22 protein-coding genes and 1 tRNA gene are annotated in these 25,445 nt (G+C 68.6%); 17 read left to right on the top strand and 6 right to left on the bottom strand.

The features are described from left to right. Nucleotides 1-118: 118 nt before the first annotated feature. Nucleotides 119-976, top strand: coding sequence for a 23S rRNA (adenine(2030)-N(6))-methyltransferase RlmJ (locus CBM2594_RS07950; RefSeq protein ID WP_116356351.1), 858 nt, complete (start codon nucleotides 119-121; stop codon nucleotides 974-976). Here the strand turns inward: CBM2594_RS07950 and CBM2594_RS07945 are convergent. Beyond that, a complete protein-coding gene (locus tag CBM2594_RS07945; protein ID WP_116357732.1) occupies nucleotides 951-1,325 on the bottom strand; it encodes a VanZ family protein in 375 nt (124 codons plus the stop codon). The two genes, CBM2594_RS07950 and CBM2594_RS07945, sit on opposite strands and share 26 nt — an antisense overlap. 272 nt (nucleotides 1,326-1,597) lie before the next feature. Here CBM2594_RS07945 and CBM2594_RS07940 point away from each other — a divergent pair. Next, a tRNA-Leu gene (locus CBM2594_RS07940) sits at nucleotides 1,598-1,684 on the top strand. A gap of 258 nt (nucleotides 1,685-1,942) precedes the next feature. Further along, nucleotides 1,943-2,389 (top strand): hypothetical protein, encoded by a 447-nt coding sequence (locus CBM2594_RS07935; RefSeq protein WP_116356350.1) that lies wholly within the window; start codon nucleotides 1,943-1,945, stop codon nucleotides 2,387-2,389. 41 nt (nucleotides 2,390-2,430) lie between these two features. Here the strand turns inward: CBM2594_RS07935 and CBM2594_RS07930 are convergent, their stop codons facing one another. Beyond that, nucleotides 2,431-5,544: an efflux RND transporter permease subunit gene (locus tag CBM2594_RS07930; RefSeq protein ID WP_116356349.1), complete on the bottom strand. Its 3,114-nt coding sequence runs from the start codon at nucleotides 5,542-5,544 to the stop codon at nucleotides 2,431-2,433. Nucleotides 5,545-5,548: 4 nt separating this feature from the next. Further along, nucleotides 5,549-6,748, bottom strand: coding sequence for an efflux RND transporter periplasmic adaptor subunit (locus CBM2594_RS07925; RefSeq protein WP_116356348.1), 1,200 nt, complete (start codon nucleotides 6,746-6,748; stop codon nucleotides 5,549-5,551). Between the two features lie 386 nt (nucleotides 6,749-7,134). On the opposite strand from CBM2594_RS07925, the gene hpnD reads away from it, so the two are divergent. Continuing rightward, the gene (hpnD, locus tag CBM2594_RS07920) at nucleotides 7,135-7,971 is read left to right on the top strand and encodes a presqualene diphosphate synthase HpnD (protein ID WP_116356347.1); all 837 of its coding nucleotides are present in this window, start codon (nucleotides 7,135-7,137) and stop codon (nucleotides 7,969-7,971) included. A gap of 119 nt (nucleotides 7,972-8,090) precedes the next feature. After that, nucleotides 8,091-9,353 carry a Zn-dependent hydrolase gene (locus CBM2594_RS07915; protein ID WP_116356346.1) on the top strand — a complete coding sequence of 421 codons (1,263 nt, stop codon included), beginning with the start codon at nucleotides 8,091-8,093 and terminating at the stop codon, nucleotides 9,351-9,353. Here CBM2594_RS07915 and CBM2594_RS07910 read toward each other — a convergent pair. Continuing rightward, nucleotides 9,350-9,697: a hypothetical protein gene (locus CBM2594_RS07910; RefSeq protein ID WP_116356345.1), complete on the bottom strand. Its 348-nt coding sequence runs from the start codon at nucleotides 9,695-9,697 to the stop codon at nucleotides 9,350-9,352. The genes CBM2594_RS07915 and CBM2594_RS07910 overlap by 4 nt on opposite strands. A gap of 302 nt (nucleotides 9,698-9,999) precedes the next feature. Here CBM2594_RS07910 and ompR point away from each other — a divergent pair, with 302 nt between their 5' ends. The 6 genes from ompR (at nucleotide 10,000) to CBM2594_RS07880 (ending at nucleotide 15,851) form a co-directional block, all read left to right on the top strand. Beyond that, on the top strand, nucleotides 10,000-10,722 hold the full coding sequence (gene ompR / locus CBM2594_RS07905; RefSeq protein ID WP_010810107.1) for an osmolarity response regulator transcription factor OmpR: 723 nt from the start codon (nucleotides 10,000-10,002) through the stop codon (nucleotides 10,720-10,722). Nucleotides 10,723-10,746: 24 nt separating this feature from the next. Further along, nucleotides 10,747-12,096: an ATP-binding protein gene (locus tag CBM2594_RS07900; RefSeq protein ID WP_116356344.1), complete on the top strand. Its 1,350-nt coding sequence runs from the start codon at nucleotides 10,747-10,749 to the stop codon at nucleotides 12,094-12,096. A 223-nt stretch (nucleotides 12,097-12,319) separates the two neighbouring features. Then, nucleotides 12,320-13,621, top strand: a complete 1,302-nt coding sequence (locus CBM2594_RS07895; protein ID WP_116356343.1) for an MFS transporter — start codon at nucleotides 12,320-12,322, stop codon at nucleotides 13,619-13,621. A gap of 291 nt (nucleotides 13,622-13,912) precedes the next feature. Then, nucleotides 13,913-14,461 (top strand): peroxiredoxin, encoded by a 549-nt coding sequence (locus CBM2594_RS07890; protein ID WP_116356342.1) that lies wholly within the window; start codon nucleotides 13,913-13,915, stop codon nucleotides 14,459-14,461. Nucleotides 14,462-14,566: 105 nt separating this feature from the next. Beyond that, a complete protein-coding gene (locus CBM2594_RS07885) occupies nucleotides 14,567-15,088 on the top strand; it encodes a carboxymuconolactone decarboxylase family protein (RefSeq protein ID WP_116356341.1) in 522 nt (173 codons plus the stop codon). Nucleotides 15,089-15,278: 190 nt separating this feature from the next. Continuing rightward, nucleotides 15,279-15,851 (top strand): GNAT family N-acetyltransferase, encoded by a 573-nt coding sequence (locus CBM2594_RS07880; protein WP_116356340.1) that lies wholly within the window; start codon nucleotides 15,279-15,281, stop codon nucleotides 15,849-15,851. A gap of 2 nt (nucleotides 15,852-15,853) precedes the next feature. Here CBM2594_RS07880 and ispF read toward each other — a convergent pair whose 3' ends face one another. Continuing rightward, nucleotides 15,854-16,363 carry a 2-C-methyl-D-erythritol 2,4-cyclodiphosphate synthase gene (gene ispF / locus CBM2594_RS07875; RefSeq protein WP_116356339.1) on the bottom strand — a complete coding sequence of 170 codons (510 nt, stop codon included), beginning with the start codon at nucleotides 16,361-16,363 and terminating at the stop codon, nucleotides 15,854-15,856. Between the two features lie 4 nt (nucleotides 16,364-16,367). Continuing rightward, nucleotides 16,368-17,108, bottom strand: a complete 741-nt coding sequence (gene ispD / locus CBM2594_RS07870) for a 2-C-methyl-D-erythritol 4-phosphate cytidylyltransferase (protein WP_116356338.1) — start codon at nucleotides 17,106-17,108, stop codon at nucleotides 16,368-16,370. Between the two features lie 221 nt (nucleotides 17,109-17,329). Between ispD and mfd the strand changes: the two genes are divergently transcribed. From mfd to CBM2594_RS07840, 6 genes are all read left to right on the top strand, one after another. Further along, nucleotides 17,330-20,779, top strand: a complete 3,450-nt coding sequence (gene mfd / locus CBM2594_RS07865) for a transcription-repair coupling factor (protein ID WP_116356337.1) — start codon at nucleotides 17,330-17,332, stop codon at nucleotides 20,777-20,779. Between the two features lie 79 nt (nucleotides 20,780-20,858). Continuing rightward, entirely contained in the window at nucleotides 20,859-22,085 is a 1,227-nt protein-coding gene (argE, locus tag CBM2594_RS07860) for an acetylornithine deacetylase (RefSeq protein ID WP_116356336.1), read from the top strand. A 182-nt stretch (nucleotides 22,086-22,267) separates the two neighbouring features. Next, complete coding sequence (locus tag CBM2594_RS07855) at nucleotides 22,268-23,635, top strand: amidohydrolase (protein WP_116356335.1); 1,368 nt, start codon at nucleotides 22,268-22,270, stop codon at nucleotides 23,633-23,635. 104 nt (nucleotides 23,636-23,739) lie between these two features. Beyond that, nucleotides 23,740-24,594 (top strand): phosphoserine phosphatase SerB, encoded by an 855-nt coding sequence (gene serB, locus CBM2594_RS07850; RefSeq protein ID WP_116356334.1) that lies wholly within the window; start codon nucleotides 23,740-23,742, stop codon nucleotides 24,592-24,594. 246 nt (nucleotides 24,595-24,840) lie between these two features. After that, complete coding sequence (locus CBM2594_RS07845) at nucleotides 24,841-25,128, top strand: hypothetical protein (RefSeq protein WP_116356333.1); 288 nt, start codon at nucleotides 24,841-24,843, stop codon at nucleotides 25,126-25,128. Next, complete coding sequence (locus CBM2594_RS07840; protein WP_116356332.1) at nucleotides 25,125-25,436, top strand: hypothetical protein; 312 nt, start codon at nucleotides 25,125-25,127, stop codon at nucleotides 25,434-25,436. Before CBM2594_RS07845 ends, CBM2594_RS07840 begins: the two co-directional genes overlap by 4 nt. Nucleotides 25,437-25,445 lie beyond the last annotated feature (9 nt).

Here is a 25,445-nt window from a genome sequence, read left to right as displayed (position 1 = left end):
CACCGGGGCGTGGAGGGGCGACTCGCGGCGGATGGTAGCATAGCGGCCTTCTCGCGGACCTCGCCGGCACGGCAACCGTCCGCCCCCGATTTCGCGCCGCCAGCGCGCGCTGCCCCACATGCTCAGCTATCGTCACGCCTTCCATGCCGGCAACCACGCCGATGTCCTCAAGCACGCCGTCGTGGTGCAACTGCTCGAGCACCTGACGCAGAAGGACAAGGCGTTCTGGTACATCGACACCCATGCCGGCGCCGGCCTCTATGCGCTGGACCATGCCTACGCGCAGAAAAAGGCCGAGTTCGAGACCGGCATCGCGCCGCTGTGGCGCGCCGCCGCAAGCGGCACCCCGCTGCCGGCGATGCTGGACGAATACCTGGACCAGGTGCGCGCGCTCAACCCGGACGGCAACCTGCGCCACTACCCCGGCTCGCCCTGGCTGGCCTGGCAGATGCTGCGCGAGCACGACCGCCTGCGGCTGTTCGAGCTGCACAGCACCGAGATCCAGGTGCTGCGCGACAACTTCCGCGGCGCCGGGCGCCGCGTGATGCTGTACGACGGCGACGGCTTCGGCGGCATCAAGGCCATCCTGCCCCCGCCGCCGCGGCGCGCGCTGGTGCTGGTCGATCCCTCGTATGAAGACAAGCAGGACTACGCGCGCACCGTGCAGACCGTGCGCGACGGGCTGGAGCGTTTTGCCACCGGCGTCTACGCGGTCTGGTACCCGCAGGTGCAGCGGCGCGAAGCGGTGCAGTTGCCGGTGCAGCTGAAGGGCTTGCCGCTCAAGAGCTGGCTGCACGTGACCCTGACGGTCAAGCACCCGGTCGAGGGCGGGCTGGGCCTGCATGGCAGCGGCATGTTCATCGTCAACCCGCCGTGGCGGCTGCAGGAGTCGCTGCGCCAGGCCATGCCGGTGCTGGCCGAGCTGCTCGGGCAGGACGACGGCGCCGGCTTCACGCTCGAAGCCGAGGAGCGCTGAGCCGGCGCACCAGCCAGTCCAGCGCCATGGCCGCGGCCACGCCGATGGTGTCGGCGAGCAGGTCGAGCCAGTCGGCCTCGCGATAGCCGGTCTGCCCTTGCAGCAGCTCGATCAGTCCGCCATACGCGACCAGGCCCAGCCATAGCGGCCAGCCGCGCGCGGCGTAGGCGCGCGCGCCCAGCAGGCCCAGCACCGCAAACCCGAGCGCGTGGTTGGCCTTGTCCCAGCCCGTGGTCGGCAGCGGCTGGGTCGGCGGCATCAGCGACAGCACCAGCACGGCGGCGGCGCACGCCCAGAACAGCAGGCGCCAGCGCAGCGGGGTGGGGCTCGGGGTCGGAACGGCAATCATGGGCGTGATGAAGGTCTGCAAAGCCGACAATATAGCCGCACCGACCGGCCGCGCGCGGGCAGGCGTGCCGGGGCTGGATTCCCCCCGCGCCTTGCGCTACAATCCGCAGCCTCGTTGCACTGCGGGCGCAAGCCTGGCCGACACCATGTCGCGGCAGCCAGTGCCGCCGGCAACAAAGCGAACCCAAGGCGGGCCATTCCAGCCGCCTTTTTTGCTTTCATGTCCTGCAACGAGCAGCGCGGCCGCCCGCCCGGGCAACGCCGCAAAGGACCGCGAGGGTGGCGAAATTGGTAGACGCACCAGGTTTAGGTCCTGACGCCAGCAATGGTGTAGGGGTTCGAGTCCCCTCCCTCGCACCACCCGCCTTGCAAGTGGCGGGCTGACAACCTCCCCCCCTTCCAGACTCCGATCGGCGCATCCGGCAATCGCCTGCGCGCTGACGCGATGCCGTATGCATTCCGTATGCATTCGCGGCGCTTGCCGCAGGTGGTAGAAGACCTGATCGGCACCGCCTTTCGCGGACCCTTGCGGCGATCTATGCTGAAGATGTCGGGGCCGCCGTGCGTACGTTGCACGCGGTGTCCGGCATCATCACCTCAGCCCTGATCGGAGGGCATATGAAATTCCCTGCCTTGCTGTTGGCAGCGTCGATGGCCGCTGGCTGGACATCGTTCGCACAGGCCGCCGGATGCCATTACGACATGCAGTGCAAAGGTGAGCGGATCTGCCACCAGGGGCAATGCGTCTATCCCGAAGTGGAAGAGTCGGCCGAGGCCGGCGGTCCGCCGAAGGCTGGCGCTGCCGCGGCGGCGGCAGCCACCCCGGCCGCGGCGGAGGTCACGCCGGTTCCGAACACTTCGGTCGCCCCGGGCACGCCTGCCACGCTGACCGGCACCACGGTCAAGCGCAGCCCCGCCCCGCCACCGCCGCGCGGTTGCTGCACGGTGGCCGGCAAGCTCAGGCTGTCGCCGGCGTCGGCGTCGGACACCAGCCTGGCCAGCGGCGATGCCTGCCAGGGGCTGACCGCCTCCGGCAAGCCGGTTCCCGGCACGATCTGCAACTAGGCGCAGCCTGGTGCCTTGGCGCAGGACCCTGGCGCCGGCCGTCACACGGCCACGGCGCCCGGGCCGTCTTCGGGCCGTTTGACGCGGAACCACGCCGCGTACAGCGCCGGCAGGAACAGCAGCGTCAGCACCGTGGCGATGATCAGCCCGCCCATGATGGCCACCGCCATCGGCCCCCAGAACATCGAGCGCGACAGCGGGATCATCGCCAGCACCGCCGCCGCCGCGGTCAGGATGATCGGGCGGAAGCGGCGCACCGCGGCTTCGACGATGGCGGTCCATTGCGGCACGCCCGCGCGGATGTCCTGCTCGATCTGGTCGACCAGGATCACCGAGTTGCGGATGATCATGCCCAGCAGCGCGGTGATGCCCAGCTGCGCCACGAAGCCCATCGGCGCACGCAGCAGCAACAGCGTGGCCGCGGCCCCGATCAGCCCGAGCGGGCCGGTCAGGAACACCATGGCCGCGCGCGAGAAGCTGTGCAGCTGCAGCATCAGCAGCGTGAAGATGATGAAGATGCACAGCGGCAGCTGCGCCGCGATCGAGGCGCCGGCCTTGCCGCTTTCTTCTTCGGCGCCCGCCACGGTGATGCGGTAGCCCGGCGGCAACTGCGCGCGCAGCGGGTCCAGCTTCGGGTTGATCTGCGCGGTGACGGTCGGGCCCTGGATGCCGTCGACCACGTCGGCCTGCACGGTCACGCCGAAGTCGCGGTTCTCGCGCCAGACCACGCCGGGCTCGGAGCGCAGCGCCACGCGCGCCACCTGCGTCAGCGGCACCACGCGCCCGGTATTGGTCGGCACCAGCATGTTGTTCAGGTCCGAGATCGCGTCGCGCTCGTTGCGCGGGGTGCGCATCAGGATCTCGATCAGCTTGTCGCCGTCGCGGTACTGCCCCACCGGCACGCCGCTCAGCACCGTCTGCGTGACGCGGGCGATGGCCTGCGTGGTCACGCCGAGCGCGCGCGCCTTGTCCTGGTCGATCTCCAGGCGCAGCATCTTGACGTTCTCGTTCCAGTTGTCGTTGACGCCGACGGTGTTGGGGTTGGCGCGCATCTCGGCCTTGACCTGGTCGGCCAGCCGGCGCACGCCCGCGGCGTCCGGCCCGATCACGCGGAACTGCACCGGATAGGCCACCGGCGGCCCGTTGGGCAGCAGCTTGACGCGGCCGCGCAGGTACGGGAACTCGGTATCGAGCAGTTGGATCACGCGGCGGCGCAGTGCGTCGCGCACTTCGGTGCTGGCCGGCATCACGATCACCTGCGCCACGTTGCTCTGCGGGAAAATCTGGTCCAGCGGCAGGTAGAAGCGCGGCGCGCCGGTGCCGACGAAGGTGGTCAGGCTGGCGACGTCGCGGTCCGTGCCGACCCGTTGCTCGAAGCGCTTGGCCTCGGCCTCCATCTGCGCAAAGCTGGTGCCCTCCGGCATCCACAGCTCCACCATCAGCTCCGGGCGGCTCGAATCCGGGAAGAACTGTTTCTCGACGAACTTGAAGGCGTAGATGCCCAGCCCGAACGCCACCAGCGTGATCGCGATCACCAGCTTGCGCCAGGTGACGCACCAGTCCACCAGCCGGCGAAAGCGCGCGTAGAACGGGGTGTCGAAGACCTCGTGGGCCTCGCCCGCACCGGGGGCGCGGGTCTTGAGCAGCAGGTAGCCCAGGTAGGGCGTGAAATAGACCGCGGCCAGCCACGACAGCACCAGCGCCAGCGCCGTCACCGCGAAGATGGCGAAGGTGTACTCGCCCACGGTCGAGCGCGCCAGTCCCACCGGCAGGAAACCGGCAGCGGTGATCAGCGTGCCGGTCAGCATCGGCATCGCCGTCGAGGTATAGGCGAAGGTGGCGGCCTCCATCTTGGAGAAGCCCTCTTCCAGCTTGCGCACCATCATCTCGACCGCGATGATGGCGTCGTCGACCAGCAGCCCCAGCGCGACGATCAGCGCGCCCAGCGAGATCTTGTGCAGGCCGATGCCGAAGATGTTCATGAACAGGAACGTCACCGCCAGCACCAGCGGGATCGTCAGCGCCACCACCAGCCCCGGGCGCACATCGAGCCGCAGCGGCCGCGTATGCAGCCCGAGCGAGACGAAGCTCACCGCCAGCACGATCACCACCGCCTCGATCAGCACCCGCACGAACTCGCCGACCGAGCGCTGCACCGCCTCGGGCTGGTCCTGCACCTGGTCCATCTCGATGCCCACCGGCAGCTGGCCGCGCAGCCGCTCGAAGGCGGCGCGCAGGTTCTGGCCCAGCTCGATGATGTCGCCGCCCTTCTGCATCGAAATGCCCAGCCCGATCACGTCCTTGCCGTTGAAGCGCATGCGCTGCTGGGTCGGGTCGACATAGCCGCGGTAGACGTGGGCGATGTCGCCCAGGCGGATATTGGCGATGCCGTTGGGCCCGCGCAGCACCAGGTTCTCCAGGTCTTCCACGCTGGCGAACTGGCCCGACAGGCGCACCTGCAGGTTGTCGGTGGGGGTCACCAGCACGCCGCTGCCGGTCAGGTTGTTCTGCTGCGAGATCTGGTCGGCGATGGCGTTGATATCCAGCCCCAGCTGGGCAAAGCGCGCCTGGTTGAATTCGACGTAGACCTTTTCGTCCTGCAGCCCGATCAGCGACACCTTGGCCACCGACGGCACGCGCAGCAATTCCTGCCGCACCAGGTCGGCGTATTCGCGCAGCTCCTTGTAGTTGAAGCCGTCGGCGGAAAGCGCGTAGATGGTGCCGTAGACGTCGCCGAACTCGTCGTTGAAGAACGGCCCGCGCACGCCGGCCGGCAAGGTCTGCTGGATATCGCCGATCTTCTTGCGCACGGTATACCAGACCTGCGCCGTTTCCCTGGCGGGCGAAGTGTCCTTGAGCTGGAAGATCACCGTGGTCTCGCCGGGCTTGGAGAAGCTGCGGATCTTGTCCGCATAGGGCACTTCCTGCAGCTGGCGCTCGATCTTGTCGGTAACCTGGACCGCGATCTGCTCGGCGGTGGCGCCGGGCCAGAACGCCTGCACCACCATCACGCGGAAGGTGAACGGCGGGTCCTCGTCCTGGCCCAGCTGGAAGAACGCCAGCAGGCCGCCGAGCAGCAGCACCACCAGCAGGTAGCGGGTCAGCGGCTGGTGCTCGAGCGCCCAGCGCGACAGGTTGAAGCGGGAATGGTCCATCCGCTCACCCCTGCTTCGGGGTGGCGGCGGCGGCCGACGCCGGCGCAACCGTCTGCAGCGGACGCACCTTCTGCCCCGGGCGCAGCAGGTGCACGCCCGCGGTGACGATGGTCTGGCCCGGCGCCAGGCCCTGGCGCACCTCGATGTCATTGCCGAAGGCGTCGCCCAGCGTCACCGCCACCGGCTTCACCGTGCCGGACGCGGCGTCGTAGATCCAGACCTGGTTGCGCCCCTGCTCCTGCAGCAGCGCGGTCAGCGGCACGCGCAGCGCCGGGGCGGCGCCGGTGCGCACGAAGGTCACCACCGCGGTCATGCCCAGCTTCAGGTCGGCGGGCGGGTTCGGCACGCTCACGCGGGTGGCATAGGTGCGCGTGACCGGGTCGGCGGCGGCGGCAATCTCGCGCACGCGGCCGGGCAGCGCGCGCTGCGGCTCGGCCCAGGTGTGGACGGTGACGTCGGTCAGCCCGCGCAGCAGGCCGACCTGATCCTCGGGCAGGCCGATGGCGACTTCCTTCTCCGCGGTCTGCGCCACCCGCACCACCGGCTGGCCGGGAGTGACCACCTGGCCCACCTCGGCGTCGATGGCAGTGACCACGCCGTCGGCATCGGCATGCAGCACGGCATAGGCGGTCTGGTTGGACTGGCTGCGCAGCCCGGCCTGCGCCTGGCGCAGCCGCGCTTCGGCGGCGTCGAAACTGGCCTGGCGCCGGTGCTGCTCGGCCGCGCTGATAAAGCCCTTGGCGAACAGGTCGTTGTAGCGCTTCAGGTCGGCCGCGGCGAGGTCGCGGTCGGTCCTGGCGGCCTCGTACTGCGCGCGCGAGCCGGCTTCGGCCAGCGACAGGTCGCTGGGATCCAGCCGCGCCAGCGGCTGGCCCTTGCTGACCACGGCCCCGACATCGACCAGCCGCGCGGCGATCTTGCCGCCGACGCGGAAGCCGAGCCGCGACTCCACGCGCGGGCGCACGTCGCCGGAAAACTCGAACACGGTCTTGCCGCTGTGCGGGCTGAGCTGCATCATGCGCACCGGGCGGATCTCCGGCGCGGGCTCCGGCGCCTTGCCGCAGCCGGCCAGGACCAGCACACCGGCCAGCGACAGCGCTGCGATTGCCATGCCACGGCCGGCGCGCCGGCCTTGCCGGTGCGGCGTGATAACGACGGGGATATCTGCAGCCGCAACTTCCGGCACTTGGCAAAGCACTGGCATCGGTAGGCAACGAGTCGGGATGGAGACAACGGGCTGGGCGGGCCGGACACCGCTGCTTGCGCGCCGCGCCCGGGGCATGCCGGCCGGCAGGCTGGCTGGCTGGCAAGCGCAATGACAGGCTGGCGGGGGCCGGCACGGGCAATAAATAACTTGCCGGTCAGTAATATAACGACCGCCCCGGGGTGCGTCAAACGGCAGGCGACGAAACGACTGGAAGGAAGCTTCAGCGGCGCTCCGGAGCGGCGAACAGTGCCCGGCCCGCCCGGGCCAGCGCGACCCCGATGCTACAATCCGGCGCGCCGCCGGCGTACCGCGACGCGGCCGACACCCGCCGGCAGGCACCCCCGCTTTCCCGCAGTTTCCCCATTCTTCGACCCGAGACCGGCGTGACGCCCGATCAGTATTGCCAAGAGAAAGTCGCCCAGAGCGGCTCGAGCTTCTATTACAGCTTCCTGTTCCTGCCGGCGGAACGGCGGCGCGCCATTACCGCGCTGTACGCATGGTGCCGCGAAGTCGACGACGTGGTCGACGACAGCCATGACGCCGGCCTGGCGCACCAGCAGCTCGACTGGTGGCGCGCCGAGCTGCGCCGCCTGTTCGACGGTGCGCCCACCCACCCCACCACCCAGGCGCTGCAGCCGCACATCGCCAGCGCCGGCCTGAGCCAGGCCGAGATGGCCGAGGTGCTGGAGGGCATGGAAATGGACCTGACCCAGACCCGCTACCTGGACGAGGCCGGCCTGGCCCGCTACTGCCACTGCGTCGCCGGCGTGGTCGGCACGCTGAGCGCGCGCCTGTTCGGCTATACCGATGCGCAGACGCTGGTATTCGCCGAAAAGCTGGGCCAGTCGCTGCAGCTGGTCAATATCCTGCGCGATGTCGGCGAGGACGCGCGGCGCGGGCGCATCTACCTGCCGGTCAATACGCTGCAGCAGTTCCAGGTGCCGGCGTCCGAGATCCTCAAGGGCGAGCATTCCGCGCGCTTTGTCGCGTTGATGCAGTACCACGCCGGCCGGGCCCGCGCGCTGTACCAGGAGGCGCTGGCGCTGCTGCCCCGCCAGGACCGCCGCGCCCAGCGCGCCGGCCTGCTGATGGGCGCGATCTACCATGCGCTGCTCGACGAACTGGAAGCCAGCCAGTTCCAGGTGCTGAACCAGCGCATCGCGCTGACGCCGCTGCGCAAGCTGTGGATTGCGTGGAAGACGTGGGTGCGCAATAGTTAGTGCCTGGCGCCTTCAGGCGCAGACAACGTTCTCCCCTCGCTGTTTGCTCCCCTCTCCCGCACGCGGGAGAGGAAGCACACAGTGCGTGATTCAGAAGCCCCCAATCAAGCCGTACCGCCATGACGCAGACCTCCGCCTCCCTCGGCGACACCATCCTCGCCCATGCCGACGAACTCGCCCGTTTCTCCGACATGGAGGGCGGCCTCACCTGCGCCTACCTGACCCCGGCCCACCGCGCGGCGCAGGCCCTGCTGGCGCAGTGGATGGAAGCCGCCGGCATGCAGGTTCGCATCGACGCCATCGGCAACGTGATCGGCCGCTACGCCGCCGATCCTGCGGCAAAGGACGCGCGCGTGCTGATGACCGGCTCGCACTTCGACACCGTGCGCAATGGCGGGCGCTATGACGGCCGGCTCGGCATCCTGCTGCCGATCGCCGTGATCGGCGCGCTCAGCCAGGCCGGCATCCGCCTGCCCTATCACGTCGAGGTGGTGGCATTCGCCGAGGAAGAAGGACTGCGCTTCAAGACCAGCTTCCTCGCCAGCAGCGTGCTGGCCGGGCGCTTCGACGCCGCCCTGCTCGAGCGCCAGGATACGGACGGCGTCACGCTGCGCGAGGCGCTGGCCGGATCGGGCCTGCCCGGCGCCGGCGACCTGCAGGCGCTGCGCGACGCCGCGCTGGACCCGGCGTCGCTGCTGGGCTTTGTCGAAGTGCATATCGAACAGGGCCCGGTGCTGCTGCACCACGGCCTGCCGCTGGGCGTGGTCACGCAGATTGCCGGCAGCAGCCGTTTCACGGTGCGTGTCGAAGGCCTCGCCAGCCACGCCGGCACCACGCCGATGGGCATGCGCCGCGACGCCGCGGCGGGCGCGGCCGAAATGATCCTGCTGGTGGAGCAGCGCTGCGCGGCGGCGCCGACGCTGGTCGGCACGGTGGGCCAGCTGCAGGTGCCGAACGGGTCGAGCAACGTCATCCCGGCGGCCTGTACGTTCTCGATGGATATTCGCGCCGGCGAGGACGGCATCCGCGAGGCCGCCATTGCCGACATCGTGGCCGGCATCGCGCAGATTGCCGGGCGCCGCGGGCTGACCGCGCAGGTGGAGCGCGTGCCGCCGGTGAACAACGCGCCGTGCGCGCGCTGGCTGATGGATCAGTTCGGGGCGGTGCTGAAGAAGCGCGGGCTGCAGGCGTTCGAGCTGCCCTCCGGGGCCGGCCATGACGCCATGATGATGCAGCGGGTCACCGACGTGGCGATGCTGTTCGTGCGCTGCGGCAATGGCGGCATCAGCCACAACCCGCTGGAAACCATCACCGCCGAGGATGCGCAACTGGCCGCCGAGGTCTTCGTGGATTTTCTGCGGCACTTCCAGCCGCGCGGCTAGCCGCCCTGGTAGATGTCGCGGCCGAAGTCGTAGAGATTCTTGCGCAGCCGGCGGCGCTCGTCGGGAGACAGGCGCGAGCCGCCGCGTTCCTCGCCGCGCCGGCGCTCGGCGTCGCGCTGCTCGGCGCGGTGGCGCTCGGCCCGGGCGCGCGCCTCGCGCTGGCTGTTGCCCGGGTCGCTCGCCTGGGCCGACGGGTAGCGCTTGAGCAGATGCCCCATGCCCGCCGATTGCGCCTGCGCCGTCCCGGCCGGCAGGATGAGCGCCAGCACGGCCAGCGCCAGCGCAAGGCATGCGCCGGCGATACCATGCTGCGGATGCCCGTGCCGGGTTCGGTTCACTTTCATTGATAATGGCGGTCTTGGCTTCGTGAAAAGACAGTGGTTGGACTGCCCTGAAGCCTGGAATTCCGATACCCCGTCTCGCGCCGCGCCCTCTGCAAGCATTGCGCCAGCGAGGGCTGGACAGGCTGGCGGAAGCCGTGGATGGTCCGGCGCAAATGCGTGGAAAACTGCCGCGCATGGCGCCGAAAAGGACGGATTGCGCAGTGTAATCGCGTGGTTGGTGCACACTGCCATACCACGGGGTAAAGTATGTAACGTTTTGTTAAGCCATTTTGAGCGAAAGCGATAGTCGCTAAGATACCGCCATGGAAAATACCAGCCACAAGATTCTTGTCGTCGACGATGACCCGCGTCTGCGCGATTTGCTGCGCCGCTATCTGGGCGAACAGGGTTTCACCGTGCTGGTGGCGGAAAACGCCACCGCGATGAACAAGCTCTGGCTGCGCGAGCGTTTCGACCTGCTGGTGCTGGACCTGATGATGCCGGGCGAAGACGGCCTGTCGATCTGCCGCCGGCTGCGCGGGGCCAATGACCAGACCCCGATCATCATGCTCACCGCCAAGGGCGAGGACGTGGACCGCATCGTCGGCCTGGAAATGGGCGCCGACGACTACCTGCCCAAGCCGTTCAACCCGCGCGAGCTGATCGCGCGCATCCACGCGGTGCTGCGCCGCAAGGGCCCGGCCGAAGTGCCCGGCGCCCCGTCGGAAACCCCCGAGACCTTCGCCTTCGGCGACTTCGTGCTGAACCTGGCCACGCGCACGCTGACCAAGAACGACGAAGAGATCACGCTGACCACCGGCGAGTTCTCGGTGCTCAAGGTATTCGCGCGCCACCCGCGCCAGCCGCTGTCGCGCGAAAAGCTGATGGAAATGGCGCGCGGCCGTGAATATGAAGTCTTCGATCGCAGCCTGGACGTGCAGATCTCGCGCCTGCGCAAGCTGATCGAGCCGGACCCGAGCAACCCCCGTTTCATCCAGACGGTGTGGGGCCTGGGCTACGTCTTCATTCCCGATGGCGTGAAATAACCGATTACGGCCGCTGTTCCCATCGTGGCGACCGTAATCGGCAGAACCGCGACGCGGTTCTTTGGTTCGCTGTTCTGGCGGACCTTCATGCTGATCGCCCTGCTGCTGGCGATTTCGCTGGGCATCTGGTTCCAGAGCTACCGGCTGTTCGAACGCGCCCCGCGCGCGCAGCAGATCGCCATGCAGGTGGTCAGCGTGGTCAAGCTCACGCGCGCCGCGCTGCTTTATTCCGACCCCGCGCGGCGCCGCTTCCTGCTGCTCGACCTGGTGCAGAACGAAGGCATCAAGGTCTATCCGCGCGAGAAGGACGACGACTTCGCCGCGCCCACCGCCAACCCGTTCCTGACCTCGCTGGTGCAGCAGGAGATCCGCAGCCGCCTGGGCGAGGACACCGTGCTGGCCACCACCGTCAACGACATCCCCGGCGTGTGGGTCAGCTTCGAGATCGAGGGCGACGACTACTGGGTGGCGATCAGCCCGGAACGCTTCGAGCGCGTGCCAGGCATCCAGTGGCTGTGGTGGAGCATTGCCGCGCTGCTGCTGTCGATCATCGGCGCGGCGTTTATCACCGCGCGCGTCAACTACCCGCTCAAGCGCCTGGCCAACGCGGCGCGCGCGATCGGCGCGGGCGGCGATCCGCCGCCGCTGCCCGAGCACGGCGCCAGCGAAGTGGCGCTGGCCAACCACAGCTTCAACCAGATGGTGCGCGACCTGCGCCAGCTCGACGACGACCGCGTGGTGATGCTGGCGGGCATCTCGCATGACCTGCGCACGCCGCTGACGCGGCTGCGGCTGGAAACCGAGATGTCGCCGATGGACGGCACCACGCGCGACGCCATGATCGCCGACATCGAGCAGATGGACGCGATCATCGGCCAGTTCCTCAACTACGCCCGCCCGCCGCTCGACACGGTCGAGCCGGTGGACCTGTCGGCGCTGGTGCACGATGCGGTCGGCGTCTATGCCGCGCATGACGACGTGCGCGTGCATGTGCGCGCCAACGAGCCGGTGATGGCAGTGGCCAACCGCATGGAGGTGCAGCGCATCCTCGACAACCTGGTCGAGAACGCGCGCCGCTATGCCAAGGACGAGCAGACCGGCATGGCCGTGGTCGAGATCTCCACGCGCGTCGATGACAAGGAAGCGGTGCTGACCGTGGCCGACCACGGCAACGGCGTGCCCGACGGCCAGCTGTCGCTGCTGACGCGGCCCTTCTACCGGCTCGACGCCGCGCGCAGCGAAGCCAAGGGCGCCGGGCTGGGCATGTCCATCGTCAACCGCATCATGCAGCGCAACGGCGGCCGGCTGCTGCTGGCCAACCGCGCCGCGCCGGCCACCGGGCTGGTGGTCAGCGCGTGCTTCCGGCGCGCCTGAGCGGCCGAGAGACTGCGCCGCGCGGCGCATTGACAGGTTTTCGACAGCCGCTGACAGCCTTCTGAAAGGCTTTTGACAGGGCAATGACAGGGGCGCGGCGCACACTGGCTCCCGTCATCAGGCCCGCGGCAACCCTCCTCCCCTGTGGCGCGGTCCGCGCACCTGGCTGATACCTCCCGACAATCATGCCGCCGGGTCCACCGGCGGTGCCTGAGAGACAGCCATGTCAGAGACCTCCACAGCGGCCGCCGGCTCGCAGCACGGGTTCCGCACCGTGTTCCGCGTCGTCAGCGGCAACTTCCTGGAAATGTACGACTTCATGGTGTACGGCTTCTACGCCGCCGCCATCGCCAGGACGTTCTTCCCGAGCGGCAACGAGTTTGCCTCGCTGATGCTCTCGCTCGCCACCTTTGGCGCAGGCTTCCTGATGCGGCCGCTGGGGGCGATCGTGCTGGGCGCATATATCGACCACCACGGCCGCCGCAAGGGCCTGATCATGACGCTGGTGCTGATGGCAATGGGCACGCTGCTGATCGCCTGCGTGCCGGGCTATGCCACCATCGGCGTGGCCGCGCCGCTGCTGGTGCTGGCCGGCCGCCTGCTGCAGGGCTTTTCCGCGGGCGTGGAACTGGGCGGGGTCTCGGTCTACCTGTCCGAGATCGCCAAGCCCGGACGCAAGGGCTTCTATGTTGCGTGGCAGTCGGGCAGCCAGCAGGTGGCGGTGATCTTCGCCGGCCTGCTGGGCGTGATCCTGCACGCCACGCTGGCGCCGGCGCAAATGGACGAATGGGGCTGGCGCATTCCGTTCCTGGTGGGCTGCCTGATCGTGCCGTTCCTGTTCCTGATCCGCCGTTCGCTCGAAGAGACCGAGGCCTTCAAGGCGCGCACGCACCGCCCCGCCATTGGCGAGATCTACCGCTCCATGCTGGAGAACTGGCGCATCATCCTGGCCGGCTGCATGATGGTGGTGATGACCACGGTGTCGTTCTACATGATCACCGCGTACACGCCGACCTTCGGCAAGACCGTGCTCAGGCTGGACGACACCGACAACCTCGTCGTCACCATGTGCGTGGGCTTGTCCAATTTCATCTGGCTGCCGCTGATGGGAGCGCTGTCGGACCGCATCGGGCGCAAGCCGCTGCTGGTGGGCTTCACGGTGGCGACGCTGCTGACCGCGTATCCGGCGGTTTCGTGGCTGGTGGCCGAGCCGTCGTTCGCGCGGCTGCTGATGGTGGAGCTGTGGCTGTCGTTCCTGTACGGCAGCTATAACGGCGCGATGGTGGTGGCACTGACCGAGATCATGCCGCCCGCGGTGCGCACCACCGGCTTCTCGCTGGCCTACAGCCTGGCGACCGCGCTGTTCGGCGGCTTCACGCCGGCGATCTCGACCTACCTGATCCACGCCACCGGCAACAAGGCGGCGCCGGGACTGTGGCTGATGTTCGCCGCGCTGTGCGGGCTGGTCGCCACGCTGGTGATCTTCCGCGCGCGCCGCGGCCAGGTGGCGCTGCAGGCGGCTTGATTTCACGGCGATCGTCACCAAGTTGCCATGTGCGCTGTCATCGCGCATGGCATACTGGCCCATCGCATCGGCGGCCTGGCGCGCCGATCCCGCGGTACGCGCGGATCGCATCGCGATGCGCCACATGCTTTGCCTATCGGGCTGTTTGAGAATATCAATTAGCCCGGGCCCGGATGATGACGCATAATCACGTTTTGTCGCGGTACGCCGCCGCAGCAGCCGTATCACCGGCCCCACGCCGGGCCTGCGGCAGCGGCACCGCTCTCATTGCAACCGTATCAGGAGAAGTCTATGAAGACCGTTGGTGACAAGCTCGAAGCCTTCCACATCGTCGGCGTCAAGCCGGGTTTCAACAACCACGAAGAGAACGGCCAATCGGCTTTCGAAGACATCACTGAGAAGTCGTTCGAAGGCAAGTGGAAGATCATCTACTTCTACCCGAAGGACTTCACCTTCGTGTGCCCGACCGAAATCGTCGCCTTCGCCAAGCTGAACGGCGACTTCGCCGACCGCGACGCGATCGTGCTGGGCGGCTCGACCGACAACGAGTTCGTCAAGCTGGCATGGCGCCGCGAACACAAGGACCTGAACAAGCTGAACCAGTGGCAGTTCGCCGACGTGACCGGTTCGCTGATCGACCAGCTGGGCGTGCGTGACCACGCTGCCGGCGTTGCCCTGCGCGCGACCTTCATCGTCGACCCGGACAACGTGATCCAGCACGTTTCGGTGAACAACCTGAACGTGGGCCGCAACCCGGACGAAGTCCTGCGTATCCTGGACGGCCTGCAGACGGACGAGCTGTGCCCGTGCAACCGTGCCGTTGGTGGCGCCACGCTGTAATTGCTGTCAGTCGCCAGACGCCGTGGCGATCCGCGGAGGGCCCTGCCCTCCGCATCAAAACCCGCTCGCGCGGGTTTTTTGAGCCCCGATCGATAGGAGAAATAAATGGAATTCCTCAGCACGATTAAGAATTGCATCCCCGATTACGCCAAGGACATCCGCCTGAACGTCGACGGCACCATCGCGCGCTCTTCGCTGGAAGGCAACGATGCGGTGGGCGTGGCGCTGGCGGCTGCCTTCGCGGCGCAGAGCAAGGTGCTGGTGGATGCCATCCGCAATGCCGAGGTGCTGTCGCCCGAGGAAACCAACGGCGCGCTGACCGCGGCGGCGCTGATGGGCATGAACAACACCTGGTACCCGTATGTCGAGATGGCGGACGATCCGGACCTGGCCAGCCAGCCCGCCGGCCTGCGCATGAACGCCTACGCCACCCACGGCGGTGTCGACAAGCGCCGCTTCGAGATGTACGCGCTGGCCGCATCGATCGTGGGCAAGTGCCACTTCTGCGTGAAGTCGCACTACCAGCTGCTGAAGAACGAACAGGGCATGACCGCGCAGCAGCTGCGCGACGTCGGCCGCATTGCCGCGGTGATCGTGGCCGCCGCCAACGTGATCGCGGCGCAGTAAGGCATCTGCGCGCCCCCGCGCCCTGCCCCGGCGGCCTCTGGCATTCGGCAGCGGGCCCCGTAGCACAGCAGCCGGCAGCTTCCCATCGGGAGTTGCCGGCTGTTCCCATTCAGCAACCGTCATGGCCGCAGCCTGCGCGGGCGCGGCGATCCGCCTACAATCCAGGCAGGAACCGCACTTTCAGCCTGCCATGACCCTGCCTTCGCCGACTTCCCCCCGTTTCCACTACCGCCTGGCGGCGGTGCATGACTGGGGCGATATCGCCGCCGTCACGCAACAGGCCTACGGGCAATATGAGCTGGCCATCATGGAAGATTGCCGCGCGTCGTTCCAGCGCGGCATGCAGGCTGTGCTGGCGACCAGCCACCCGGACATGGAGTGGTGGGTGGCGGAGACCGATCACGGCATCATGGGCGCCGTGCTGTTCTGCCATCCGGGTGCGACGCTGCCGGCGCTGGACGGCAGCACCATCACCCTGACCCAGCCCGAGGCGCGGCTGCTGTCGGTCAGCCCGCAGGCGCGCGGACTGGGGCTGGGCCGCACGCTGATGCAGATCTGCATCCAGCGCGCGCGCGATATCGGCGCGTCGACGCTGGTGGTGCGCACCATGCCGGAGATGGCGTCGGCCAACCGGCTGTGCCAGCAGATGGGATTCACCAAGCGCACCGAGGCCGGTGCGCGCAGCGGCGCGATGGCGCGGCTGATCGACTACACCTACGCCATCCCGCCCGAAGAGACCGCGCCGGATGCGCCGCGCGCCTGATTTCAGTCCTGCGCGTCCGCCACCGAGGCGCGCCACAGCAGCACCGCGGCCTGCGCCACGATCCCCTCCTGGCGCCCTTCGAAGCCCAGCTTTTCGTTGGTCTTGGCCTTGACGTTGCAGCGCCCGCGCGCAATCGACAGGTCTTCGGCCAGGTTGGCCACCATCGCGTCGATATGCGGCGCCAGCCTGGGCGCCTGCGCGATCACGGTGGCGTCGACGTTGCCGATTTCATAACCGGCCTCGCGCACGCGGCGCGCCGCCTCGCGCAGCAGCGCGCGGCTGTCGGCGCCGGCGAATTGCGCGTCGGTGTCGGGGAAATGGCGGCCGATATCGCCCAGCGCCGCGGCGCCGAACAGCGCGTCGGTGACCGCGTGCAGCAGCGCATCGGCATCGGAATGGCCCAGCAGGCCGCGGTCGTGCGGAATCTCGACGCCACCGAGAATCAGCTTGCGGCCGGGCACCAGCGCGTGGACGTCATAGCCCTGTCCCACCCGGATATCGAAAGGCATCATGCGGTCATGCTCCTTTGGCGTGGTTGCCCAGCAGCACTTCGGCCAGAGCGAAGTCCTCCGGGTAGGTCACCTTGAAATTGCGCAGCGAGCCGTTGACCAGCCGCGGATGCAGGCCCAGGCGCTCGATCGCGCTGGCCTCGTCGGTCACCACCGCGCCGGCCGCCATGGCGTCCTGCAGCGCCTGCCGCAGCACGCCCAGGCGGAACATCTGCGGCGTCTGCGCCTGCCACAGCCCTTCGCGCGGCACGGTGGCGCCGATGCGGGCATCGTCCTGCGCGCGTTTCAGCGTATCGGGCACCGGCACCGCCAGGATGCCGCCGATGGCGGCGTCCGGATCGTCGTCGCCGTCGCTTTCCACCGCGCGCACCAGCGCGTGGATCATCGCCGGGGTCAGCCCGGGCCGCGCGGCATCGTGCACCAGCACCCAGTCTGCGTCGGTCGCGCCCAGCTGCGCCAGGTGGTGCAGGCCCGCCAGCACCGAGGCATGGCGGCTGTCGCCGCCGACAAAGGCGGTATCGAAGCGCAGCCCCGCGAACGCCGCCGCGCCGAAGCGCGATTCCAGCGGCATGTCGTCGGGCGCCAGCACCAGTGCGGTGGCGTTGATGGCGTCGCACGCCGAGAACGCCGCCAGCGCGTACCAGATCATCGGCCGGCCGGCCACGGTCTGGTATTGCTTGGGCACGGCACCGCCGGCGCGGCTGCCGGTACCGGCACAGGGAATCAGGGCAAAGCGGCGAGCGGACACAGGATCGGCGTGGAGTGAAGGAAGGCGGGCTGCCGGCGCAGCCATTGCGATGCAACAGCGCGCGCAGCGGGACAGCCGGTGCGCATTCTATAATACGGCCCTTGCCCGTCGCCATGCCGTGTCACCATGCTGGCAGGCGCCACCGGCACCTGAAGTCCCCTGTTCCGACCCCCGCCCGCAATGCCGGCGGGGCGTCGTCGTTTTGAACGCCCCCTGCCGACATGCCTGACGCCACGCCCGCCTTTCCCTTTGTCAACCTGCCGCTGGTCAAGCCGGGGCTGCGCCACAGCGTGGCCGGCCTGCGCGGCTCGGCCGATGCGCTGGCGGTGGCCGCGTACGCGCGCCAGCACCGCCAACGCGCGCCGATGCTGGCGGTGGTGTGCTCGCATGCCGTCGATGCGCAGCGCCTGGCCGAGGAGATCCCGTGGTTCGCGCCGGAGCTGCGCGTGCGCCTGCTGCCCGACTGGGAAACCCTGCCCTACGACAGCTTCTCGCCGCACCAGGACCTGGTCTCCGAACGCCTGGCGACGCTGCACGACATCCAGGCCGGCCAGTGCGACGTGATGCTGGTGCCCGCCACCACCGCGCTGTACCGGCTCGCGCCGCCGGCCTTCCTGGCCGCCTACACCTTCTTCTTCAAGCAGGGCGAGCGGCTCGACGAGGCCGCGCTCAAGGCCCAGTTCACGCTGGCCGGCTACGAGCATGTCAGCGCGGTGATGCGGCCCGGCGAATACAGCGTGCGCGGCGGCCTGATCGACCTGTACCCGATGGGCTCGGCGCTGCCGTATCGCATCGATTTGTTCGGCGACGAGATCGAGACCATCCGCGCCTTCGATCCGGACACGCAGCGCAGCCTCTATCCGGTCAAGGAAGTGCGGCTGCTGCCCGGGCGCGAGTTCCCGCTGGATGAAGCCGCGCGCACCGCCTTCCGCGGCCGCTGGCGCGAAGTGTTCGAAGGCGACCCGACCAAGTCGCCGATCTACAAGGACATCGGCAACGGCGTGCCGTCGGCCGGCATCGAGTACTACCTGCCGCTGTTCTTCGAGCACAGCGCCACCGTGTTCGACTACCTGCCCGCCGACACCCAGCTGGTGTTCGCCGGCAACATCGACGAGGCGATCCGCCGCTTCTGGGCCGACACCACGCAGCGCTACAACTTCATGCGCCACGACCGCGAGCGCCCGCTGCTGCCGCCCGCTGACCTGTTCCTGTCCGAGGAACAGTTCTTCGTCGCCGCCAAGCCGATGGCGCGCCTGGTGCTGCAGCTGGAAGCCGGCGCGGAGCAGCCGGCGTTCTCGGCGATGCTGCCCGACGTCGCGGTCAACCGGCGCGCCGAAGACCCGCTGGTCAACCTGGAAGCATTGCTGCTCGACAAGCAGACCCGCGTGCTGATGTGCGCCGACTCCGCCGGCCGGCGCGAGACGCTGCTGCAGCTGTTTGCCGAAAGCGGGCTGCGCCCGCAGCCGGTCGATGACTTTGCCGCGTTCCTTGCCGGCGACGCGCATTTCTCGATCGCGGTGGCGCCGCTGCAGAGCGGCTTCGCGCTGCCGCAGGCGCAACTGGCCTTCGTCACCGAGGCCGAGCTGTACGCCGGCACCGCGCGCCGCACCGGCCGCCGCAAGCAGGAGCAGGCTTCCGCCGTCGACTCGATGGTGCGCGACCTGGCCGAGCTGAAGATCGGCGACCCGGTGGTGCACAGCGAGCACGGCATCGGCCGCTACCAGGGCCTGGTCACGCTCGACATGGGCCAGGGCGACGAGGAATTCCTGCACCTGGACTACGACAAGGGCAGCAAGCTCTACGTGCCGGTGCACCAGCTGCACGTGATCTCGCGCTACTCCGGCGCCGATCCCGATACCGCGCCGCTGCACCACCTGGGCTCGGGCCAGTGGGACAAGGCCAAGCGCAAGGCAGCCCAGCAGATCCGCGACACCGCCGCCGAACTGCTCAACCTGTACGCGCGCCGCGCCGCGCGCGAAGGTTTTGCCTTCCCGCTTTCGCCGAAGGACTACGAGACCTTCGCCGAAAGCTTCGGCTTTGAAGAAACGCCGGACCAGGCCGCCGCGATCGCGGCGGTGATCGCCGACATGACCTCGGGCAAGCCGATGGACCGGCTGGTGTGCGGCGACGTCGGTTTCGGCAAGACCGAGGTCGCGCTGCGCGCGGCCTTTGTCGCGGTGCTGGGCGGCAAGCAGGTGGCGATGCTGGCGCCGACCACGCTGCTGGCCGAGCAGCATTTCCAGACGCTGTCCGACCGCTTCGCCGAATGGCCGGTGCGCATCGTCGAGCTGTCGCGCTTCAAGACCAAGAAGGAAATCGACGCGGCGATCAGGCAGATCAACGAAGGCACCGTCGACATCGTCATCGGCACCCACAAGATCCTGTCCGACCAGGTCAAATTCCAGCGCCTGGGGCTGGTCATCATCGACGAGGAGCACCGCTTCGGCGTGCGCCAGAAGGAGGCGCTGAAGACGCTGCGCGCCGAGGTCGACGTGCTGACGCTGACCGCCACGCCGATCCCGCGCACGCTGGGCATGGCGCTGGAGGGGCTGCGCGATTTCTCGGTGATTGCCACCGCGCCGCAGAAGCGGCTGGCGATCAAGACCTTCGTGCGGCGCGAGGAAGACGGCGTGATCCGCGAGGCCATCCTGCGCGAGCTCAAGCGCGGCGGGCAGGTCTACTTCCTGCACAACGAAGTCGAGACCATCGAGAACAAGCGCGCGCGGCTGGCCGAGCTGGTGCCGGAAGCGCGCATCGCGGTCGCGCACGGCCAGATGCACGAGCGCGAGCTCGAACGCGTGATGCGCGACTTCGTCGCGCGCCGCGACAACATCCTGCTGTGCACCACCATCATCGAGACCGGCATCGACGTGCCGACCGCCAACACCATCCTGATCCACCGTTCCGACAAGTTCGGGCTGGCGCAGCTGCACCAGCTGCGCGGCCGGGTCGGGCGCTCGCACCACCAGGCCTATGCCTACCTGCTGGTGCATGACGTCGACGGACTGACCAAGCAGGCGCAGCGCCGGCTCGAGGCCATCCAGCAGATGGAGGAACTGGGCTCGGGCTTCTACCTGGCCATGCACGACCTGGAAATCCGCGGCGCCGGCGAGGTGCTGGGCGACAAGCAGTCGGGCGAGATCCACGAGATCGGCTTCCAGCTGTACACCGACATGCTCAACGCCGCGGTCAAGGCGCTGAAGGCCGGCAAGGAGCCCGACCTGATGGCGCCGCTGGCGGCCACCACCGAGATCAACCTGGGCACGCCCGCGCTGCTGCCCAACGATTACTGCGCCGACGTGCATGAGCGCCTGTCGCTGTACAAGCGGCTGGCGAATTGCGAGACCCCGGAGCGCGTCGACGACATCCAGGAAGAACTGATCGACCGCTTCGGCCGGCTGCCGGCGCAGGCGCAGGCGCTGGTCGAGACCCACCGGCTGCGCATCGCCGCGGCGCCGCTGGGCGTGCGCAAGATCGACGCCGGCGAAGCCACCATCAGCGTGCAGTTCGTGCCCAATCCGCCGATCGACGCGATGCGCATCATCGACCTGGTGCAGAAGAACCGGCATATCAAGCTGGCGGGACAGGACAAGCTGCGCATCGAGGCCAAGATGCCCGACGTGGCGGTGCGCGCGCAGACTATCAAGCACACACTGCGGCAACTGGCGTAGCGCCCATGCCGATCCTGCATGGACGCGGCGCGCGGCCGGGTGTAGCATCAAATCCTTAACAAGTTAGTGATATCGCCCCATGCCGAACCAAGCCGCCCCCGCCGGATCTTCCCGCCAGCCCGTCACCGAAACCGCCGCGCGCGGCAGCGCGCTGGAATGGACCCAGCGGCTGGTCGCCTACGACACCACCAGCCGCCATTCCAACCTGGGCCTGATCGAAGCGGTGCGCGACCATTTCCTGGCCAAGGGGCTGAAGCCGCATCTGAGCTACAACCCGCAGCAGGACAAGGCCAACCTGTTCGTCACCGTGCCCGCGGCCAATGGCGAGACCAATGGCGGCATCGTGCTGTCGGGCCATACCGACGTGGTGCCGGTGGACGGGCAGGCCTGGACCACCGACCCGTTCAAGCCGGTGGTGCGCGACGGCAAGCTGTACGGCCGCGGCACCTGCGACATGAAAGGCTTTATCGGCACCAGCCTGTCGCTGCTGCCGGCCATCCTCGACGCCAAACTGCGCGAGCCGGTGCACTACGCGCTGTCGTTCGACGAAGAGATCGGCTGCATGGGCGCGCCCTACCTGCTGGCCGAACTGCGCGAGCGCGGCGTGACGCCGGGCGGCTGCATCGTCGGCGAGCCCACCAGCATGCGCGTGATCGTCGCGCACAAGGGCATCAACGCCTACCGCTGCTGCGTCAAGGGCCAGGCCGCGCATTCGTCGCTGACGCCGCGCGGCGTCAATGCCATCGAATACGCCGCGCGCCTGATCTGCTTCATCCGCGACATCGCCGACGAGTTCAAGGCCAACGGCCCCTACGACCAGGCCTTCGACGTGCCCTACACCACCGCGCAGACCGGCACCATCCAGGGCGGCATCGCGCTGAACACGATCCCGGCGCTGTGCGAGTTCGTGTTCGAGTTCCGCAACCTGCCCGGCGTCGACCCGGAAGCGATCTACGCGCGCATCCATGCCTACGCCAACGAGGTGCTACTGCCGAAGATGCGCGCCGAGCATGCCGACGCCGACCTGACGCTGAGCAAGATCGCCGCCGCGCCGTCGCTCGACGTGGCCGAGCAGGAAGCCATCACGCAGCTGGTGCGCGCACTGACCGCCGACCGCGATACCAACAAGGTGGCCTATGGCACCGAGGCCGGGCTGTTCCAGCGTGCCGGCATCCCCGCCGTGGTGTGCGGGCCTGGCGATATCCAGCAGGCGCACAAGCCGGATGAGTTTGTCGCGCTGGAGCAGCTGGCGGCTTGCGAGGCGTTCTTGCACAAGGTGGTGGACAGCTTGCGCGTGGCGGACTGACAAGGTCGCGTGGCTTTTCCGCCTGCGCTTCGTCGATACCCCCGCCCTCACCCCAACCCTCTCCCGCAAGCGGGAGAGGGGCGGGGGTGAGGGCCGGCGCGTGCAGCACTGCAAGCGTCCGCATTCACCAAGAAGCCAACGTCCCGCCAGCATCAAACCAACAACAACGAAGGAGATCCCGCATGGCTGCACGTCGCACCGCATCCCGTTCCACCGCCCGCTTCGCCCTCGCCACGCTGGCGCTCGCCAGCGGCCTGCTCTGCAATACCGCGCAGGCCCAGACGCAAGGCGCCGACGCGCTGCACGCCCAGATCGAGACCCGCGCCAAGGCGGTAGAGAAGCAGCTGATCGCCTGGCGCCGCGATATCCACCAGCACCCGGAACTGGGCAACTACGAGACCCGTACGGCAAAGCTGGTGGCCGACCACCTGCGCAAGCTCGGCATGGAAGTGAAGACGGGCGTGGCCAGGACCGGCGTGGTCGGCGTGCTCAAGGGCGGCAAGCCCGGCCCGGTGGTGGCGCTGCGCGCCGACATGGACGCGCTGCCGGTCAAGGAACGCGTGGACGTGCCGTTCGCGTCGAAGGCCAAGGGCCAGTACCTGGGCAAGGAAGTCGACGTGATGCACGCCTGCGGCCATGACACCCACGTGGCGATCCTGATGGCCACCGCCGAAGTGCTGGCCGGCATGAAGGACCAGCTGCCCGGCACCGTCAAGTTCATCTTCCAGCCGGCCGAGGAAAGCCCGGCCGACTTCGAGCCCAACGGCTCGAACATGTGGGGCGCCAAGCAGATGGTGGCCGAGGGCGTGCTGGACAACCCGAAGGTCGACGCCATCTTCGGCCTGCATGTCACCAGCGGCATCGAATCGGGCAAGCTGGGCTGGCGCAGCGGCGCCTCGATGGCCGCGGCCGACCAGTTCTGGATCGACGTCAAGGGCCGCCAGACGCACGGCGCGCGGCCGTGGGGCGGGATCGACCCGATCGTGGTGGCGTCGCAGATCGTGATGGGCCTGCAGACCATCCAGAGCCGCCAGGTCAACGCCATGCTGGAGCCGTCGGTGATCACGGTGGGCACCTTCCATGGCGGCAACCGCATGAACATCGTGCCGGAAAAGGTCGAGATGATGGGCACCATCCGCACCTACGACGAAGGCATGAAGAAGGACATCCATGCGCGCATGAAGCGCACCACCGAGGCCATTGCCTCCAGCGCCGGCGCCGAGGCCAATTTCCGCGTGGTCGAGCTGTACAACGCGACCATCAACCAGCCGGCGCTGACCGAGAAGATGGCACCGACGCTGCAGCGCGTGGCCGGCGACGGCAACTGGATGATCACGCCCAAGGCCACCGCGTCGGAGGACTTTTCGTTCTACCAGGAGAAAGTGCCGGGCCTGTTCTTCAATCTCGGCGTGACGCCCAAGGGGCAGGACGTGACCAAGGCGGCGTCGAACCACTCGCCGGAGTTCTATGTGGATGAGCCGGCGCTGATCAACGGCGTGCGCGCGCTGTCCAGCCTGACCGTGGACTACATGGTGATGGCGCAGCGCTGAGCGCGGCGCCCGCGTGCGCCGCGGGGGGCTACAATAGCGCTTTTGCCGCGTTGCAGCGCCCCGCCTTGCCGGCAACGCCGGCAAGCGCCCGATTCCCGTCCGTCATGCCCCTGATCCTGCAGAGCCTCGCCCCGCTGTCCCCCGCCGACCTCGACACTGCCCGTACCCTGGCCCGCGCTTCCGCACTGGTGCCGCGCGCCGACACCGTGGCCGTGGCCGAGGACTGCGCGCCGCTGACGCCGGCGCTGCGCGACGCGCTCGACGACTTCTGCGGCCCGCGCGCGATCGACTGGGCGGTGGTGCCGGCCGGGCGCCGGCTGTCCGACTTCCGCCTGGTGGCGATGGACATGGACTCGACCCTGATCACGATCGAGTGCATCGACGAGATCGCCGACTTCTGCGGCCTCAAGGCCGAGGTCTCCGCCATCACCGAGGCCGCCATGCGCGGCGAGATCACCGATTTCAACGAAAGCCTGCGCCGCCGCGTCGCGCTGCTCAAGGGGCTCGACGCCGCCGTGCTGGACCGCGTCTATGCCGAGCGCCTGCGGCTGTCGCCGGGCGCCGAGCGCATGCTGCAGACGGTGCAGGCGCTGGGCCTGAAGACGCTGCTGGTCTCCGGCGGCTTCGTGCACTTCACCGACCAGCTCAAGCCGCGCCTGAAGCTCGATTACACCCGCGCCAATACGCTCGAGATCGTCGACGGCAAGCTGACCGGCAACGTCGTCGGCGAGATCGTCAACGCCGACGTCAAGGCCCGCACCGTGCAGGAGGTCTGTGCGCAGATCGGCGCCACGCCGGACCAGGCCATCGTCATGGGCGATGGCTCGAACGACCTGAAGATGATGGCCGTGGCCGGCCTGTCGGTGGCGTTCCGCGCCAAGCCGGTGGTGCGCGCGCAGGCCAGCGTCGCCTTCAACCATGTCGGGCTGGACGGCCTGCTGGCGCTGTTCCCGCACTGATACCCCGCCAGGCCACGCCCCCCCGAGCCGCAGCAGAGTCATTCAGACAAGGTATCGAGTCCCGCCGTCATTCCCGCGCAGGCGGGAATCCAGCGTCTTTCACGTCCCCTTTCGGGGTGAAGTCACCGGGTTCCCGCCTGTGCGGGAACGACGGTGGCTAACTGAACAGCATGATCCCGGGCTGGCGCTTGCGCAATTAAATGCGAATCATTATTATTAATGTTTCGTTAATCTGACATTTGCCCCATGCAAGTTCTGGCCGTCCTTCTCGGCCTGGCTGCGGCCGCGTGCCTGTACCTGGCCGCGCCCAACCAGGTGTTGCTGCCGCCCGGCACCCTGACCCGGCCGCGGCTGTCGGGCTGGCTGGGGCTGGCGCTGACCGGCATCAGCACGTGGCTGTGGAGCCTGTCCGATGGCTGGCCGGTCGCGATCGCCGCCACCCTGGTCACGGTGCCGTGCGCGCTGTCGGTGTGGCCGTTCATCGGCACCTGGGCGGCGCGCCTGCGCCACGTCGAACGGGAGCAGCGGGCATGAGCGCGGACGCATCCGGAATGGGCACCAAATGGCTGGCCGGCGCGCTGCTCGGGCTGCCGCTGGCGGTGGTGCTGTGCACGCTGGCGATCCTCGGCCTGCCCGGCGGCTGGCAAACCGGCATCGTCGCGGCCGTGGCGGCGTGCCTGCCGGTGTGGGTCGCCATTATCAGCGCCAGCCTGCTGTTCCGCTCCAGCCGCAGCGCGTGGCTGTGGCTGGGCGGCGCCAACCTGCTCGGCTTCACCGCGCTGTGGGCGCTGCGCCTGGCCGGCGTTGCACCGGCCGCACTGGCAGCCCTGCCCGCCCCCTGAGACCACCAT

Origin of the sequence: Cupriavidus taiwanensis (genome assembly GCF_900249755.1) — a bacterium.
In the GTDB taxonomy this organism is placed as follows: Bacteria; Pseudomonadota; Gammaproteobacteria; order Burkholderiales; family Burkholderiaceae; genus Cupriavidus; species Cupriavidus taiwanensis_D.
Note: the sequence above shows the minus strand (reverse complement) of the source record. Positions and strands in the feature narration are given on the sequence as shown.